This is a genomic window from Streptomyces sp. NPDC104226, assembly GCF_055584085.1.
Genome location: NZ_JBVJMS010000006.1, coordinates 359,632 through 376,208, shown reverse-complemented (window position 1 = coordinate 376,208; position 16,577 = coordinate 359,632). Strand labels below are relative to the sequence as shown.

The 16,577-nt window shown below is 73.3% G+C and carries 12 protein-coding genes and 2 pseudogenes; 7 read left to right on the top strand and 7 right to left on the bottom strand.

Going from position 1 to position 16,577, the window contains the following annotated elements:
- Positions 1–184: 184 nt before the first annotated feature.
- Positions 185–616, top strand: coding sequence for a hypothetical protein (locus ACZ60J_RS20970; protein ID WP_469683785.1), 432 nt, complete (start codon positions 185–187; stop codon positions 614–616).
- Between the two features lie 70 nt (positions 617–686).
- On the opposite strand, the gene ACZ60J_RS20965 is transcribed toward ACZ60J_RS20970, so the two are convergent.
- The 6 genes and pseudogenes from ACZ60J_RS20965 to ACZ60J_RS20940 form a co-directional block, all read right to left on the bottom strand.
- Entirely contained in the window at positions 687–1,718 is a 1,032-nt protein-coding gene (locus ACZ60J_RS20965) for a cation diffusion facilitator family transporter (RefSeq protein ID WP_469683783.1), read from the bottom strand.
- A gap of 27 nt (positions 1,719–1,745) precedes the next feature.
- Positions 1,746–2,624 carry an acyl-CoA thioesterase II gene (tesB, locus tag ACZ60J_RS20960; protein WP_469683781.1) on the bottom strand — a complete coding sequence of 293 codons (879 nt, stop codon included), beginning with the start codon at positions 2,622–2,624 and terminating at the stop codon, positions 1,746–1,748.
- An 18-nt stretch (positions 2,625–2,642) separates the two neighbouring features.
- Positions 2,643–3,800 carry an acyl-CoA dehydrogenase family protein gene (locus tag ACZ60J_RS20955; RefSeq protein WP_469683779.1) on the bottom strand — a complete coding sequence of 386 codons (1,158 nt, stop codon included), beginning with the start codon at positions 3,798–3,800 and terminating at the stop codon, positions 2,643–2,645.
- Between the two features lie 130 nt (positions 3,801–3,930).
- Positions 3,931–4,368 (bottom strand): MmpS family transport accessory protein, encoded by a 438-nt coding sequence (locus ACZ60J_RS20950; RefSeq protein ID WP_469683777.1) that lies wholly within the window; start codon positions 4,366–4,368, stop codon positions 3,931–3,933.
- A 170-nt stretch (positions 4,369–4,538) separates the two neighbouring features.
- Positions 4,539–4,844: pseudogene (locus ACZ60J_RS20945) on the bottom strand (helix-turn-helix domain-containing protein); the annotation flags it as partial.
- Between the two features lie 1,560 nt (positions 4,845–6,404).
- Positions 6,405–6,644, bottom strand: a pseudogene (locus ACZ60J_RS20940) (PucR family transcriptional regulator ligand-binding domain-containing protein); the annotation flags it as partial.
- Positions 6,645–7,361: 717 nt separating this feature from the next.
- Between ACZ60J_RS20940 and speB the strand changes: the two are divergent.
- From speB to ACZ60J_RS20915, 5 genes are all read left to right on the top strand, one after another.
- A complete protein-coding gene (speB, locus tag ACZ60J_RS20935; RefSeq protein ID WP_469683775.1) occupies positions 7,362–8,339 on the top strand; it encodes an agmatinase in 978 nt (325 codons plus the stop codon).
- 4 nt (positions 8,340–8,343) lie between these two features.
- Positions 8,344–10,011, top strand: a complete 1,668-nt coding sequence (locus ACZ60J_RS20930) for a thiamine pyrophosphate-binding protein (RefSeq protein WP_469683773.1) — start codon at positions 8,344–8,346, stop codon at positions 10,009–10,011.
- Positions 10,012–10,033: 22 nt separating this feature from the next.
- Positions 10,034–10,168 carry a hypothetical protein gene (locus tag ACZ60J_RS20925; protein WP_469683771.1) on the top strand — a complete coding sequence of 45 codons (135 nt, stop codon included), beginning with the start codon at positions 10,034–10,036 and terminating at the stop codon, positions 10,166–10,168.
- Positions 10,165–10,848, top strand: a complete 684-nt coding sequence (locus tag ACZ60J_RS20920; RefSeq protein ID WP_469683769.1) for a hypothetical protein — start codon at positions 10,165–10,167, stop codon at positions 10,846–10,848. Before ACZ60J_RS20925 ends, ACZ60J_RS20920 begins: the two co-directional genes overlap by 4 nt.
- A gap of 177 nt (positions 10,849–11,025) precedes the next feature.
- Positions 11,026–14,832, top strand: coding sequence for an ABC transporter ATP-binding protein (locus ACZ60J_RS20915; protein ID WP_469683767.1), 3,807 nt, complete (start codon positions 11,026–11,028; stop codon positions 14,830–14,832).
- A 106-nt stretch (positions 14,833–14,938) separates the two neighbouring features.
- On the opposite strand, the gene ACZ60J_RS20910 is transcribed toward ACZ60J_RS20915, so the two are convergent.
- Entirely contained in the window at positions 14,939–15,361 is a 423-nt protein-coding gene (locus ACZ60J_RS20910; RefSeq protein ID WP_469683765.1) for a hypothetical protein, read from the bottom strand.
- A 388-nt stretch (positions 15,362–15,749) separates the two neighbouring features.
- On the opposite strand from ACZ60J_RS20910, the gene ACZ60J_RS20905 reads away from it, so the two are divergent.
- On the top strand, positions 15,750–16,511 hold the full coding sequence (locus ACZ60J_RS20905; protein WP_469683763.1) for a hypothetical protein: 762 nt from the start codon (positions 15,750–15,752) through the stop codon (positions 16,509–16,511).
- The last annotated feature ends 66 nt before the right edge of the window (positions 16,512–16,577 follow it).

Here is a 16,577-nt window from a genome sequence, read left to right as displayed (position 1 = left end):
TGTTCGGGAGTTATCAAGATCGGCTGTCTCCGTCAAGCCCCGAATGTGAGTGGCGTGACGCGATTCCCGCCATCGGGTTTATTTGAAGTACGCCCTCACCGGGAAACACCGGAAGAACTGGAGGGCAGGGAGTTCCTTCGAATTCCTCCCCTTCCCTCTTTCCTTTTCCGAATGGAGAACGGTCATGTTCAAGCTTCTGTCGACCCGTCGCATCGTCCTCGCTTCCGCTTCCGTCGCCCTGCTGGGTGGTGGCATCGCCCTCCCCGCCACGGCGATGGCCGCTCCCGCGGCCGCCCCGCACCACGCGGTGTCCGTCCTCCAGGACGACAGCGCCGACGGCATCGGCACCGGAGGCGACGCCAACGCGGAGAACACGACCGTCGGCGGTGACTCCCGTGGTGGTGACGCCAACAGTGGTGTCGGTAGCTGTAAGGGCAAGTGCACCATCACCACCGGCGACGCCCGTGGCGGCGACTCCAGTGCCGATGCCATCAACACGGGTGACGCGACCGCGGTCGGTGGCGACGGCGTCGGTCAGGGCGGGAGTGTGAAGAAGGTCAACAAGAACACGGTGAAGAACCAGGTCAAGAAGGACCTGAAGGCGAAGCTCGGCTAAGCCCGGCAAGCCCCCCCGCACCACCCCACAGAACGGCGCCCCGGACCTCCCGGGGCGCCGTTCTCGTGCGTCAGGGGGAGGGGGGAGAGGACGGGGACGGTGACGGGGTCGGGTCCAAGTACACCCGGCGGATCGCCGGGAAGCGGTCCCTGAGCTGCTCCTCGGCGATCTCGCAGGCCGCCTCCACCTGCGCCGCGGACGCCAGATCGTGGAAGTCGATCTTCGCGGCGATCAGTACCTCCGACGGCCCCTGCACCAGCGTGGTCAGCTCCAGCACGCCCTCGATGTGCAGCACCGACAGCAGCTCCTCCCGCACCTGCGCCCGCATCACCTCCGGCAGCGGCCGCCCGATCAGGTACTGCGCGTTCGAGCGGCCCAGCTCCCACGCCACCCACACCAGCAGGAGTCCGATCAGCAGCGAGGCCACTCCGTCGTACACGCCCGATCCCGTGAGCTGCGCCCCGAGCAGGCCGCCCGCGGCCAGGGCCAGCCCGATCAGGGCGGCCACGTTCTCCAGGAGGACGGCCTTCACCGCCGTGTCCGGGGTGTGTTTGACGTACAGCCCCAGGGGTGCGCTCATCCGTGCGGCCTCGCCCTTGACCTGCCGCCAGGCGACCAGCAGGGAGTAGCCCTCCAGGACGGCGGCGACGGCCAGGATGATGTAGGACGCCGTCGGGTTCCCGGGGTCCTCCCCGTGCATCAGGGTGTGGATGCCGTCGTAGACGGCGAACACCGCGCCGCCGACGAAGGTGGCGATGGACGCCAGCAGTGCCCAGATGTACCGCTCCGGTCCGTACCCCAGCGGGTGCGCCTCGTCCGCCGGCTTCGCGCTCCGCTTCAGTGCGGTCAGGAGCATCACCTCGGTCACCGTGTCGGCCACCGAGTGCGCCGCCTCGGAGAGCATCGCGCTCGATCCGCTGACGACCCCGCCCACCGCCTTGGCGGCGGCGATGCCGAGGTTCGTGATCACGGCGACGACGACCGTGCCGACGCTCTCGCTCTCGCTCCCGCCCGCGCCGGCGTCCTCGCCCGGGCCGCCGCTTCCGCTTCCGCCCCCGGTTCCGGTTCCGCTTCCGTTCACCATCGCATCGCTGCTGGACATGGTGTGACGTTATGCCGGACGGCCGTACTACGCGCGCGGGACGCGCACCACGCCCTCCTGGATGACCGTCACGGCGAGCCTGCCGTCCTGGGTCCAGATCCGGGCCTGGCCCAGACCACGCCCGGCGGCGGCCGAGGGGGACTCCTGGTCGTACAGCAGCCATTCGTCGGCGCGGAACGGCCGGTGGAACCACATCGCGTGGTCGAGCGAGGCGCCGACCACGTCGCCGACCGCCCAGCCGCCCTTCCCGTGCGCGAGCAGCACCGAGTCGAGCAGGGTCATGTCGGAGACGTACGTGGCCAGGCAGGTGTGCAGGAGCGCGTCGTCGCTCTCCAGCTTGCCGGCGGTACGGAACCACACCTGCGAGCGCGGTTCGACCGGTTCGCCGACGCTGCCCCAGGGCGGGACGGTCGCGTACCGCAGGTCCACGGCGCCGCGCGCTTCGATGAGCCGTTCCACGGTGCCCGGGTTGCGGAAGACCTCCCGGTAGAGCGGGAGGGATTCGGCGGCCGTCGGAAGGGTCTCCGGATCGGGGGCGTCGGGCATCGCGGTCTGGTGGTCGAGCCCCTCCTCGTACGTCTGGAAGGACGCGGAGAGGTGGAAGATCGGCTGGCCGTGCTGGACGGCGACGACGCGGCGCGTGGTGAAGGAGCGTCCGTCGCGGATCCGGTCGACCGAGTACACGATCGGCGCGCCCGGGTCACCGGCGCGCAGGAAGTACGAGTGCAGCGAGTGCGCGGTGCGGTCCTCGGGCACGGTGCGGCCGGCCGCGACCAGGGCCTGGGCCGCGACCTGACCGCCGAAGACCCGCGGTACCAGCGCGGAACGACTGGTACCGCGGAAGATGTTCTCCTCGATCTGCTCCAGGTCGAGCAGGTCGAGGAGAGTCGTCAGTGCCTCGTTCATGGGGGAAGGGTAGGACCCTTACAGGCCCATCGACTTGGCGATGATGGACTTCATGACCTCGCTGGTGCCGCCGTAGATGCGGTTCACGCGGTTGTCGGCGTACAGGCGGGCGATCGGGTACTCGTTCATGTAGCCGTAACCGCCGTGCAGTTGGAGGCACTTGTCGATGACGCGGTGCGCGACCTCGGTGCAGAACAGCTTCGCGGAAGCGGCCTCGGCGGCGGTGAGCTCACCGGCGTCCAGGGCCTCCAGGGCGCGGTCGGCGACGGCCTCGGCGGCGTCCACCTCGGCCTGGCAGGCGGCCAGTTCGAACTTGGTGTTCTGGAAGTGCGCGACCGGCTTGCCGAAGACGGTGCGGTCCGTCACGTACTGCTGGGCGAACCGGACGGCGGCCTTGGACTGCGCGTACGCGCCGAAGGCGATGCCCCAGCGCTCCGACGGCAGGTTGGCGCCGAGGTAGTAGAAGCCCTTGTTCTCCTCGCCGAGCAGGTCCTCGACCGGGACCTTCACGTCGACGAACGCCAGCTCGGCGGTGTCGGAGGTGCGCAGGCCGAGCTTGTCGAGCTTGCGGCCGATGGAGTAGCCCTCGGACTTGGTGTCCACGGCGAAGAGGGAGATGCCGAAGCGGCGGTCGTCCTCGCTGGGGGCGGAGGTGCGGGCGCAGACGATCACGCGGTCGGCGTGCACGCCGCCCGTGATGAAGGTCTTGGAGCCGTTGAGGACGTAGTGCGTGCCGTCCTCGGAGAGCTTCGCGGTGGTCTTCATGCCCGCGACGTCGGAACCGGTGCCCGGCTCGGTCATCGCCAGGGCCCACATCTCCTCGCCGGAGACGAACTTCGGCAGGAAGCGCTTCTTCTGCTCGACGTCGGCCAGCATCTTGATGTACGGCAGGGCGAGCAGCACGTGCACGCCGGAGCCGCCGAAGTTGACGCCCGCGCGGGAGGTCTCTTCGTAGAGGACGGCCTCGAACTTGTGGGTGTCCAGGCCCGCGCCGCCGAACTCCTCGGGGACGTTGATCCCGAAGATGCCGAGCTCGCCGAGCTTGTAGTAGAAGTCGCGCGGGGCCTGGCCGGCCGCGAACCACTCGTCGTAGACCGGGACGACCTCGGCCTCGATGAAGGCGCGGATGGTCTCGCGGAACGCCTCGTGGTCCTCGTTGAAAACGGTACGGCGCACGGCCGGCTCCCTTCGGTCGCGGCAGTCCGCCGCCTATACCTAAGCGCTTGCTCAGATTAAGTTACCGGCGAGTTGGTCCCGCTGTCCAGAGTGAGGTGGGGCACGTCGGCCCGAATCCCCCGGACGCCCCTCAGAAACCGTTGCAGACGGCCGACGCGAACGGGCCGGTGGCCGTCGCCGTGATGGGTGCGGAGTCGTCCACGGTCACCGAGCAGGTGGCGGTGCCGCCGTCGGGGCCCAGCGTGACGACGAGGGAGCCGCCCTTGACGAAGCCCTTCGTGGTGATCTCCTCGGTCCAGGGCAGGGTCCGGTCGCCGACCTGGCTCGTGGACAGGTTCCCGTCGCGCCAGGTCGAGTAGGTGATGGCCACGCCCGAGGCGCTCCCGGTGACCGCGTACGCGACCCGGGCGGGCCGCGCGGCCTCCTCGGACACCTCCCCGACGAAGACGGCGAAGAGCGCGGCGCAGCCGCCGACCATCAGGAGGAGCAGGCCGAGCAGCACCCAGGGCCAGCGGCGGCGGCGCCGGGGCGGCGGGGGATACGGATACGGGTACGGGGGCGGTGGCACAGGCGGCTGTTGGGGCGGGTGCGCGGGTGGGCGCGGGCCCCAGCGCGGGGGCTCCGAAGACCCCGAGGGGTCTGGGGGGCCCGGAGGTTCCGAAGGGCTGTCCGGCGGCCGGTTCATGCCCTCAGCGTCGCCCCGCCCGCCGCCCGCCGCGACACGGCCGGCGATACCCCCTAAGGGGCGGCCGGGCCGTCGAGGTGCCGCAGTGCGAACCACAGCTCCATCCGGGTGTCCGGATCGTCCAGGTCGGAGTCCAGCAGCGCGGCCGCGCGGGCGATGCGCTGGCGGACGGTGTTGCGGTGGATCCCGAGCGTGGCCGCGCTGCGGTCCCAGCTGCCGTGGTGGGCCAGCCAGGCGCGCAGGGTGTCGCGCAGGGCGGGGGAGAGGGGGCCGAGCAGGGCCTCGGCGTGGGCCCGGGCCTCGGCCGCGCCGACCAGGCCCGCGAGGCCGGGCTCCGTGTGGCGGGCCAGCGGGGTACGGGCCGCTTCGGCCCGTTCCAGAGCCCGCCGGGCCTGCGCGTCGGCGCCGGGCAGGGCCTCGGGGCGGGCCGGGGCGCTCACCCCGAGCCGCCATCCGGGCTGCGGGCCGGGCTCGCGGTCGGTGAGCAGCCGTACGGAGTCCGCGTGCGGGGGGCCCGTGTGCGGGCCCGGGTGCGCCGGGTCCGGGTGCGGGGGGTCCTCGCGTACGGAGTCCCCGCGCGGGTCCAGCAGTACGGTGCCCAGCGCGGCCGCCAGGGCCCGCGGGTCCCCGGTGCCGCGGGCGTGGACGGCGTACCAGGGCCCGGGGCCCAGCGCCCCGGCCGGATCGCCGCCCAGCAGCAGCCGGGTCAGGGAGGCCGCCTGCGCCCCGGCCGGGTGCCGGGCGGTGAGCAACGCCAGCAGCACGGCCGCCACCGAGGCGATGGTGTGGTCCCCGGGCGCCCGCGCCGGAGTCGCGACGGCCAGGACCCACCCGTCGCCGAGGGCGTGGACGCTGAGGTGGAGGCCGTCGTGCGCGGCCGTGGCGGTGACCGCGGAGCCGGGCGCGACCCGTCGGGCGAGCGCGCCCAGCGCGTCGAGCACCTCGGGGCCGGGCACGGATCCGGCCGAGGCGCCGAGGGCGACGGGGCCGGCCCCAACCGGCCTCCCGACCGCCGATCCGGCCGCCGCCCCGGACGCGCTGACACCGAGCCCGACCGCCGCCCCGACCGCCATCCCAGCGGCCGCCCTGGCTCCCGTCCCGGCCGCCGCCCAGGCTGCCGTCCCAGCAGCTGCCCTCGTCCCAGCAGTGGCCCCGGCTCCCGTCCCGGCCGCTGCACCGGCTTTCGTCCCGGCTCCTGTCCCAGCAGCCGCCCCGGCCCCCAGCCCGGCTGCCGTCCCAGCTCCCGTCCCGGCTGCCGTCCCGGCTCCCGGCCCGGCCGGCGGAACTGCCGCCGCCCCGGGCGCTGCACCGGCTCCGGTCCCGGTCGCTGCCCAGGCTGCCGTCCCAGCAGCTGCCCTCGTTCCCGTCCCAGTAGGGAGCCCGGCTCCCGGCCCGGCTGCTGCCCCGGCTCCCGGCCCGGCTGCTGTCTCGGGCTTGGCCCCGGCTCCGGTCCCGGCCGCCGTCCCAGCAGCCGCCCCGGCTCCGGTCCCGGCCGCTGCACCGGCTGCCGTCCCGGCTCCCGTCCCTGCTCCCGGCCCGGCTGCTGCCTCGGGCTCGGACCCTGTGGCCTGCTCCTGGCCGGTAGCGGCGGCCTCGGGTGCGGAGGGAGTCGGCCCGGGCGCTGTCCTCGTGGTGGGCGGGGGAGCGGTCGGCGTCCCGGTCGGTGCGGGCCTCGGGGCGCTCGGCGCGGTGGTGGGGCCCGGCGTGGCACCGGCTTCGCCCGCCGGAGGGACGGCCCGGGGCGCGTCCGGCCGGGCGGCGGGGAGGAGTCCGGCCCACCCGCCCAGGGTCGCCGCCAGGCGGCGCAGGACCGCCGGGACCGGGTCCGGGCGGGCCGCGGCCGCCGCCAGCGACTGCTGGGCCTCGGTCACCCGGCGGAGCTCCGCGGTCCGGGCCTGCTCCATCAGCCGCCAGACACTCCGGCCGACCGCGGTGAACGGGGTCCCGGGCGGCACCTCGATCAGCGGCAGCCCGTACCGCTCGCACGCCTCGATCAAGGCCGCGGGCACGGTCTCGTGCACCGGGGTCACCCCGAAGCCGACGGCCCCGACCCCGGCCCGAACCAGCCGCGCCACGTACGCCCCCGCCCCAGCGGCCAGCACCCCTGCCGACCCGGCCCCGGCAGAGGACGCGGCTCCTGCCGGCCCGGCTCCGGCCATCCCTGCCCCAGCTCCGGCTTCGGTGGTCCCGGCTCGGGCCGACCCGGACCCAGCGGTCCCAGCCCCAGCGGTCCCCGCCCCGGCCGACCCGGCCCCGGCGGTCCCGGCCTCCGCCGACCCGGCCCCGGCGGTCCCGGCCTCCGCCGACCCGGCCCCGGCGGTCCCGGCCTCCGCCGACCCGGCCCCGGCGGTCCCGGCCTCCACCGACCCGGCCCCGGCGGTCCCGGCCTCCGCCGACCCGGAGCCAGTGGTCCCAGCCCCAGCGGTCCCGGCCCCGGCCGTCCCGGCCCCGGCGGTTCCGGCACTGGCGGTCCCGGACCCGGCCTCGGCCGACACGGCTCCGGCGGTCCCGGACCCAGCCGTCCCGGCCCCAGCCGTCCCGGCCCCCGCCCCCGCCGGCCGGGCCTCCGCCCCCGGGAGGCCTTCGCCTGCCGTGAGGAGGAGCTCGCCGCCCAGGAGGTACGGCGACGGGTCCGTCATCTCGGAGGCGTGGACCCCGTGCACCGCGCCGTCGGCGGGGCCGGCCAGGTGGCGCAGGCCCAGCTCGCGGTCGGCGAGCAGGCGGGCGAGCGGTACCGGCGGGGTGGGCGGGGCTTCCATGGGTGGATACTCCGTACATGTAAGGGGAGCCAGGTGGATGAAACGTACACTTCGCGTGCCCGGGGTGTCCGTTTACGCTCGAAGGACCGCACCGCACACCTCCCCGGAAGGCCCCTCATGAGCACGCAGCCGCGCGGCCCCGTCGACTCCTCCCGCATCCCGCGCTACGCGGGCCCCGCGACCTTCGCCCGGCTGCCCCGCCTCGACGAGGTCGGCGGCAAGGCCGACGTCGCCGTCGTCGGCGTGCCGTTCGACTCCGGAGTCTCGTACCGCCCCGGCGCGCGCTTCGGCGGCAACGCCATCCGTGAGGCCTCCCGTCTGCTGCGCCCGTACAACCCGGCGCAGGACGCCTCCCCGTTCGCCCTCGCGCAGGTCGCCGACGCCGGCGACATCGCGGCGAACCCCTTCAACATCAACGAGGCCGTCGACACGATCGAGGCCGCCGCCGACGACCTGATCGGCAACGGCTCCCGCCTGATGACCCTCGGCGGCGACCACACCATCGCGCTCCCGCTGCTGCGCTCGGTGGCGAAGAAGCACGGCCCCGTCGCGCTGCTCCACTTCGACGCCCACCTGGACACCTGGGACACCTACTTCGGCGCCGAGTACACGCACGGCACCCCGTTCCGCCGCGCCGTCGAGGAGGGCATCCTCGACACCGAGGCGCTGTCCCACGTCGGCACGCGCGGCCCGCTGTACGGCAAGCAGGACCTGGACGACGACGCCAAGATGGGCTTCGGCATCGTCACCTCGGCCGACGTCTACCGGCGCGGCGCCGACGAGGTCGCGGACCAGCTCCGCCAGCGCATCGGCGACCGCCCGCTGTACATCTCCATCGACATCGACGTGCTGGACCCCGCGCACGCGCCCGGCACGGGCACCCCGGAGGCGGGCGGCATGACCTCCCGCGAGCTGCTGGAGATCATCCGCGGGCTTTCCTCCTGCAACCTGGTCTCGGCGGACGTCGTCGAGGTCGCCCCGGCGTACGATCACGCGGAGATCACCTCGGTCGCGGCCTCCCACACCGCGTACGAGCTGACCACGATCATGAGCCGCCAGATCAATGCGGCGAAGGCGCAGGCGAAGGGCAAGTAAGAGCGTGACGCACGACCACGACCTGGTACTCCGTCCCACCGAAGCCCAGAAGGCGGCCGCGCTCGCGCCGCCGCCGGGCCGCACGGGCGGGGACCTGGTCGTGGAGACGCTCCGCTCGCTCGGCGCGACCACCGTCTTCGGGCTGCCCGGCCAGCACGCGCTCGGCCTCTTCGACGCCGTCGGCCGGTCCGACCTGCGCCTGGTGGGCCTGCGTACGGAGAACAACGCCGGGTTCGCCGCCGACGCGTACGGCCGGATGACCGGAGAGGCGGCCCCCCTCCTGCTGTCCACGGGCCCGGGCGCGCTCATGGCGCTCCCGGCCCTGGCCGAGGCGGCGGCGGCGTCCGCACCCGTCCTGGCGATCTCCTCGCAGGTCCCGACCCCGGGCCTGGGCGGTGGCCGGCGCGGTCACCTGCACGAGCTGCGCGACCAGGCGGCCTCCTTCCGGGACGTGGTCAAGTCCGTGCACACCGCCCGGACCCCCTCCCAGGTCCCGTCCGTGATCGCCGAGGCCTGGGAGTCGGCGCTGACCGCCCCGCACGGGCCGGTGTGGGTGGAGATCCCGGAAGACGTCCTGCGCGCGGAAACGGTCGTCCCGCAGGTCACGGGCATGGACGCGACCCCGCACGAACTGGCCCCGCGCCCGGAGCTGACCGCGCTGGCCGCGCACTGGCTGGAGAACGCCGAACGCCCGGTGATCATCGCGGGCGGCGGGGTGGTCCGCTCGGACGCCGCGGGCAAGCTCAGGCAGCTCGCGGAACGCCTGAACGCCCCCGTCGTCACCACCTTCGGCGGCAAGGGCGCCTTCCCGTGGACCCATCCGCTGTCCCTCCAGTCCTGGCTGGAGGACCGCCACATGACGGACTTCCTGGAGGACGCCGACGTCCTGCTGGTGGTCGGCTCGGGCCTGGGCGAACTGTCCTCGAACTACCACACGTTCTTCCCGGAGGGCCGGGTCGTCCAGATCGAGGCGGACCTCGGCAAGCTGGAGTCCAACCACGCGGGCCTCGGCATCCACGCGGACGCCCGGCTCGCCCTGCAGGCCCTCCTCGAAACGGTCGCCGAGCGCCCCGACCCGCAGGCTCCCGAGCGGGTCCGCCTGCTCCTCGCCGACATCGCGGCCCGGCTGGGCTCCCAGGACCTGACCCTGGAGCAGCAGCTGCTGGCCTCGGTCCGCCGGGCCCTGCCCCCGCGCTCCCCGTCGTTCTGGGACATGACGATCCTGTCCTACTGGGCCTGGTCGGCCTTCGACCCCAAGCACCCCAACACCATGCACTCGGCGCAGGGCGCGGGCGGCCTCGGCTACGCCTTCCCTGCGGCCCTCGGCGCGGCCGTGGCGGAGCCGGGCACCCCGGTGCTCGCGGTCTCCGGCGACGGCGGCGCGATGTACTCGATCGCCGACCTGGCCACCGCCCGCCAGCACGACCTGGACGTCACCTGGCTGATCGTGGACGACGGCGGGTACGGCATCCTGCGCGAGTACGGCTGCGAGACGGGTACGGCCCTGACCCGCCCCGACTTCGTGGCCCTGGCGGCCGCCTTCGGCGTCCCGGCGGCCACGACCACCCCGGAGTCCCTCGGCGAGGACCTGGCCAAGTCCCTGAAGACCCCCGGCCCTTCGCTCCTGGTCCTTCCGGCCACCCTGAAGATGTTCGCCCCCACCCACGTCTGACGGGCAGGCGGGCCGGGTTAGGTTGGTATCGATCAGTCCCGGTCATCGCCAGACCACCCTCACCTACCTCATGGCCCGCCGCGTCACCGACGCCCTCGGCTGCGAGAACAAGCCGCGGGAGCAGGCTCCCGCGGTGACGTCGGGAGACACCCAGTGAACGCCATCTCGACCGCGGCCAAGCGGTCCGTACTCGCCCTCGTCTGCCTGGTGGCGGCTGCCGGGTGTTCCGCGAAGCAGCCGGCGGGGCCCCGAGCCGCCGACCCCTGTGCGATCGCCGATCCGTCGGCCGAGAGGGACCTCCTCAAGCAGATCACCGGGTCCGATGCCTTCGACACCCGGGTCAACGCCACCACCGCGCACCTCGTGGACAGCCTGAAGGGGGATCTGCACTCGCTGCCCTCGACGCCGTGGCTCATGTGCGGGTACGTCCCCACGCAGGGGAAGGACGGCGGCCGCGTACAACTGCAGGTCCGCTGGCTGCAGCAGGATTCCAAGGAGCAGAACCCGCTGGGCAGCGTCCTCGTCGACGCGAACGGGGCCGTCGGCTGGGCCGGCGACACCGGGTCGCAGCTGCGCATGCGCTGCGACATGCCCGGCGACCTCCGCGGACTGTCCGACCGGGCCGTGCTGGCGGTGGAGGAGTCCTACCGGATCGGCGACCCCCGGCCGAACACGACCCAGGCGGACCGGGACCGGCAGACGGCCCTCACCTATCTCATGGCCCGCCGCGTCACCGAGGCGCTCGGCTGCGAGAACAACCCGCTGAAGAAGGCGCCCACGGTGAAGGTGCGGCCGTCGCCGCTGCCCTCGGCCTCGGCCACGCCCAGGTCCTCCTGACCCCGGCCCGGAGGTCCCTGCCGACGCCGTAGGCCCCGTAGGCCTCCCCCGGCCCCCGTAGGCGCAACCCCGCGCGCGGAACCCGCGCAACCCAGTTCGAATTGTTGCGGCGGGATGAAATCCGCCGGTCGGAGCGTTGGCGCTTCCGGTAGAGCAGGACGAACGGGGAGGCAGTACGTGGCTACGGCGACGGCGGAAGCGGCGGCTGGAAGCAAACAGGGGTGGGGGAGGCGGCTCGCCGCCTACACCTGGCGGTACAAGGCCAACGTGCTGCTGGCCCTCGGGTCCTCGCTCGGCGGCATGGCCGTCATGGCGCTCGTGCCGCTCGTCACCAAGGTGATCCTCGACGACGTCATCGGCGACCACAGCAAGCCCATGACGCCCTGGGCCCTGATGCTCATAGGCGCCGCGGTCCTCGTCTACGTCCTGACCTACATCCGCAGGTACTACGGCGGCCGGCTCGCCCTCGACGTGCAGCACGACCTGCGCACCGACATGTACGACACCATCGCCCGGCTGGACGGCCGCCGCCAGGACGAGCTGTCCACCGGGCAGGTCGTCGGACGGGCGACCACCGACCTCCAGCTGATCCAAGGGCTGCTCTTCATGCTGCCCATGACCATCGGCAACTTCCTGCTCTTCGGGATATCCCTCGGGATCATGCTGTGGCTCTCGCCGCTGCTGACCCTCGTCGCGCTGCTCATGGCCCCCGCCCTCTGGTTCATAGCCAAGCGCAGCCGCAAGAAGCTCTTCCCCGCCACCTGGTACGCCCAGAGCCAGGCCGCCGCCGTCGCCACCGTCGTCGACGGGGCCGTCACCGGCGTCCGCGTCGTCAAGGGCTTCGGCCAGGAGGAGCAGGAGACCGGCAAGCTCCGCGACGCCGGCCGCCGGCTGTTCGCCGGACGGATGCGCGGCATCCGGCTGAACTCCCGCTACACCCCCGCCCTGCAGGCCGTACCGGCCCTCGGCCAGGTCGCCATGCTGGCCCTCGGCGGCTGGATGGCCACCAAGGGGCAGATCACCCTCGGTACCTTCGTCGCCTTCTCCACCTACCTCGCCCAGCTCGTCGGCCCCGTCCGCATGCTCGCCATGGTCCTCACCGTCGCCCAGCAGGCCCGCGCCGGCGTGGAGCGGGTCTTCGAGCTCATCGACACCGAGCCGGTGATCCGGGAGGGGACGAAGGAGCTCCCCGCGGACGCGACCGCCACCGTCGAGTTCGACGACGTGCGGTTCGGGTACGACCCCGAGCGGCCCGTGCTCGACGGGTTCCACCTGTCGATCGCCGAAGGGGAGACCGTCGCCCTCGTCGGGTCCTCCGGCAGCGGGAAGTCCACCGTCTCGCTCCTGCTGCCCCGCTTCTACGACGCGGACCAGGGCACCGTCCGGGTCGGCGGCCACGACGTGCGCGAGCTGACCTACGACTCCCTGCGCGACGCCATCGGACTGGTCCCCGAGGACTCCTTCCTCTTCTCCGACACCATCCGCGCCAACATCGCCTACGGTCACCCCGGCGCCACCGAGGACCAGATCCTGGCCGCCGCCCGCGCCGCCCGCGCCGAAGGGTTCATCGAGGCCCTCCCCGCCGGGTACGACACCAAGGTCGGCGAACAGGGCCTGACCCTCTCCGGCGGCCAGCGCCAGCGCATCGCGCTCGCCCGCGCCATCCTCACCGACCCCCGCCTGCTGCTCCTCGACGACGCCACCTCGGCCGTCGACGCCCGGGTCGAGCACGAGATCCACGAGGCGCTGCGCGCCGTCATGGCCGGCCGCACCACCCTGCTCATCGCACACCGCCGCTCCACGCTCGCGCTGGCCGACCGGATCGCCGTACTGGACGACGGGCGGCTCTCCGACATCGGTACGCACGAGGAGCTGGAGCGCCGCTCCGCCCTGTACCGGCGGCTGCTCACCGACCCGGACGCGCTGGGCGCGGGCTCCCCGCGGACGCCGGAGGCGCCGCTGATGGAGGAGTTCGAGCGCGCCCTCGCCGCGGACGTGGAGCGGAGCATCGAGCTCGAAGCCGAGATCGACTCCGAGCCCGTCAACGCCAAGCGCCGGGTGGCCGGCGGGATCACCCCCGAGCTCTGGCAGCGCCAGGAGGAGGCGGACGACAAGACCACCGCCCCCCCGGGGACGTCCGCCACGCCCGAACTGCTCGCGCAGGTGGCCGCACTGCCGCCCGCCGACGACACCCCCGACGTGGACGAGACCCGCGCCGCGTCCGCCGAGGACAGCTACAACCTGGGCCGCCTGCTGCGCGGCTTCTGGGCCCCGCTCGCGATATCCCTCGGCCTCGTCGCCCTCGACGCCGGCTCCGGACTGCTCCTGCCCATCCTGATCCGCCACGGCATCGACAAGGGCGTCGAAGCGGCCGCGCTCGGCGCCGTCTGGGCGGCCTCCCTCCTCGCGCTGGGCGTGGTCCTGGCCCAGTGGGCGGCGCAGTTCGCCGAGACCCGGATGACCGGCCGCACCGGCGAGCGCGTGCTCTACGCCCTGCGCGTCAAGATCTTCGCCCAGCTCCAGCGCCTCGGCCTCGACTACTACGAGCGCGAGCTGACCGGCAAGATCATGACCCGGATGACCACCGACGTGGACGCCCTGTCCACGTTCCTGCAGACCGGGCTCGTCACCGCCGTCGTCTCCGTCCTCACCTTCTTCGGCATCCTGGTCGCCCTCCTCGTCCTGGACGTGGAACTGGCGCTGATCGTCTTCGCCACGCTGCCCCTGCTGGTCATCGGCACCGTCTTCTTCCGCCGGAAGTCCGTGGCCGCCTACGAGCTGGCCCGCGACCGGGTCAGCCTGGTCAACGCCGACCTCCAGGAGTCCGTGGCCGGACTGCGCATCGTCCAGGCCTTCCGCCGCCAGCGCGCCGGCGCCGTCCGGTTCGCCGAGCGCAGCGACTCGTACCGCGAGGCCCGGGTCCGCGGCCAGTGGCTGATCTCGGTCTACTTCCCCTTCGTGCAGCTGCTGTCCTCCGGGGCCGCGGCCGCCGTGCTGATCGTCGGCGCGGGCCGGGTGGAGGCGGGCACGCTCACCACCGGCGCGCTGGTCGCGTACCTGCTCTACATCGACCTGTTCTTCGCCCCCGTCCAGCAGCTGTCGCAGGTCTTCGACGGCTACCAGCAGGCCACCGTCTCCCTCGGCCGGATCCAGGACCTGCTGCGCGAGCCCACCAGCACCCCCCGCCCGGCCGACCCCCGGCCGGTCCCCGAGCTGCGCGGCGAGATCGCCTTCGAAGGGGTCGAGTTCTCGTACGGCACGGCCGCCGAGCGCGGGGAGAAGGAACCGGCGCTCAGCGGGATCAGCCTGCGCATCCCCGCCGGGCAGACCGTCGCCTTCGTCGGCGAGACCGGGGCCGGCAAGTCCACGCTGGTCAAGATGGTGGCCCGGTTCTACGATCCGACCTCCGGCCGGGTCACCGCCGACGGGGTGGACCTGCGCGAGCTGGACCTGACGGGCTACCGACACCGGCTCGGCGTCGTCCCCCAGGAGCCGTACCTCTTCCCGGGAACGGTCCGCGACGCCATCGCCTACGGGCGGCCCGAGGCGAGCGACGCCCAGGTGGAGGCCGCCGCCCACGCGGTCGGCGCCCACGCCATGATCGCCACCCTGGACGGCGGCTACCTGCACACCGTCACCGAGCGCGGCCGCAACCTCTCGGCCGGCCAGCGCCAGCTGATCGCGCTGGCCCGCGCGGAGCTCGTCGACCCCGACGTGCTGCTGCTCGACGAGGCCACCGCCGCCCTCGACCTGGCCACCGAGGCCCTGGTCAACCAGGCCACCGACCGGCTCGCGGGCAAGCGCACCACCCTGGTCGTGGCGCACCGCCTGACCACCGCCGCGCGTGCCGACCGGGTCGTGGTCATGGACCGCGGCCGGGTCGCGGAGGACGGCACCCACGCCGAGCTGCTGGCTCGCGGCGGCCGGTACGCCGAGCTGTGGCGCACCTTCGTGGGCGAGGACGAGCCGGCCGCGGCGGCGTAGGACCGCTCTCCGGCCACGGCACACGACGGCGCCCCCGGGGTTTCCCGGGGGCGCCGCTGTGCGGGACGGCCTGCTGAGCGTGCTGGGCCTGCTGGGTGTGCCGGGCCTACTTGCCGAGCTTGGCCTTGAGCTCGTTCTTGATCGTCTGCTTGTTGACCTTGTTCAGGTTTCCGCCCTTGCCGGTGCCGTCGCCGCCGACGGCGGTGGCGTCGCCGGTGTTGATGGCGTCGGCGCTGGAGTCGCCGCCACGGGCGTCGCCGGTGGTGATGGTGCACTTGCCCTTGCACTTGCCGACGCCGCTGTTGGCGTCGCCGCCGCGGGAGGTACCGCCGACGGTGGTGTTCTCGGCGTTGGCGTCGCCGCCGGTGCCGATGCCGTCGGCGCTGTCGTCCTGGAGGACGGACACCGCGTGGTGCGGGGCGGCCGTGGGAGCGGCCATCGCCGTGGCGGGGAGGGCGATGCCACCGCCGAGGAGGGCGACGGAAGCGGAAGCGAGGACGATGCGGCGGGTCGACAGGATCTTGAACATGGTCGTTCTCCATTCGGAAAAAGAAGGGGGATTCGGGAATCTTCCGGAGAAAGGATCCGGGGTGATTTCCTGCCCTCTGGTTTTTCCGGTGTTTCCCGGTGAGGGCGTACTTCAAATAAACCCGATTCCGGGAATCGGGTCACGCCACTCGCATTCGGGGCTTGACGCACAGGGTCGATCTTGATAATTTCCGGCCGCTTCGCCGGGCAACACGCCGTGCGCGGACGCATCCGTACGGTGACCGTATCCGCGCGATAGCGTCGGCCCCGATCAAACCCCAGGGGATCCCCGCGTCCGTATGTCACGGGCGTATCCGATCGGCGGCCCCGGCGCGCGCACGCCCGGCCGCAGTCGAATTGCTCCGCACGACAACCCCGGAGAATTTCCCATGAACCAGCGTTCCTGGACCCGTCGCATCGTGCTGGCCACGGCATCCGTGGCCCTGGCCGGCGGCATCGCCCTGCCCGCGACCGCGATGGCCGCACCCGCAGGCCCGTACGACGGCTACAGCAGCATCAGCGCCCTCGCGGAAAGCGCCTCTCCCGGAGCCTGCGAAGGGTTCTGCGAGGGGAGCAACAACATCGCCGCGGGCGACGGAGTCTCCGGCAGCTGCACGGGTCTGTGCCGTGACAGCACCAACACCGCCGTGGGTGACCGCGTCTCCGGCCTGTGCACGGGCCTGTGCGGCGACAGCACCACCACCGCGGTCGGGGCGGGTGCGTACAACGAGTGCACGGGCCTCTGCGGCACCAGCACCAACACCGCCGTGGGCGACGGCGCCTCCAACCGGTGCAACGGCCTCTGCTTCGACAGCGTCAACACGGCCGTGACCGCCGACGTGCTGAGCCAGAGCAGCCACATGGCCTCCAGCTCGACCGGGAGGACCGTGCGGGGCGGGGACGGGGGGCAGCAGGGAGACCGCAGGGGCGGTGACGCCGTCGCCGTCAGCGGCTCCGCCAACGCCGAGAACACCACCGTCGGCGGCACGGCCACCTCGGGCTCCGCCGCCTCCGGCGTGGGCACCTGCATCGGCCGGTGCACGATCACCACCGGGAACGCGACCAGCGGCAACGCGAGCGCCGACGCGATCAACACCGGTGACGCGACCGCCGTGAGCGGCGACGCGACCGCCACGGGCGGCAACGCCTGATACCGGCACGAGGACACGCAGGCACGACAACGGCGCCCCGGGGGATCCCGGGGCGCCGCTGTGTGT

What these genes read in the sequence shown, in the direction of transcription:
- ACZ60J_RS20970 (WP_469683785.1), top strand. Translation starts at nt 185, where the DNA reads ATGTTCAAGCTTCTGTCGACCCGTCGCATCGTCCTCGCTTCCGCTTCC.
- ACZ60J_RS20965 (WP_469683783.1), bottom strand. Translation starts at nt 1,718, where the DNA reads ATGTCCAGCAGCGATGCGATGGTGAACGGAAGCGGAACCGGAACCGGG.
- tesB (WP_469683781.1), bottom strand. Translation starts at nt 2,624, where the DNA reads ATGAACGAGGCACTGACGACTCTCCTCGACCTGCTCGACCTGGAGCAG.
- speB (WP_469683775.1), top strand. Translation starts at nt 7,362, where the DNA reads ATGAGCACGCAGCCGCGCGGCCCCGTCGACTCCTCCCGCATCCCGCGC.
- ACZ60J_RS20910 (WP_469683765.1), bottom strand. Translation starts at nt 15,361, where the DNA reads ATGTTCAAGATCCTGTCGACCCGCCGCATCGTCCTCGCTTCCGCTTCC.
- ACZ60J_RS20905 (WP_469683763.1), top strand. Translation starts at nt 15,750, where the DNA reads ATGAACCAGCGTTCCTGGACCCGTCGCATCGTGCTGGCCACGGCATCC.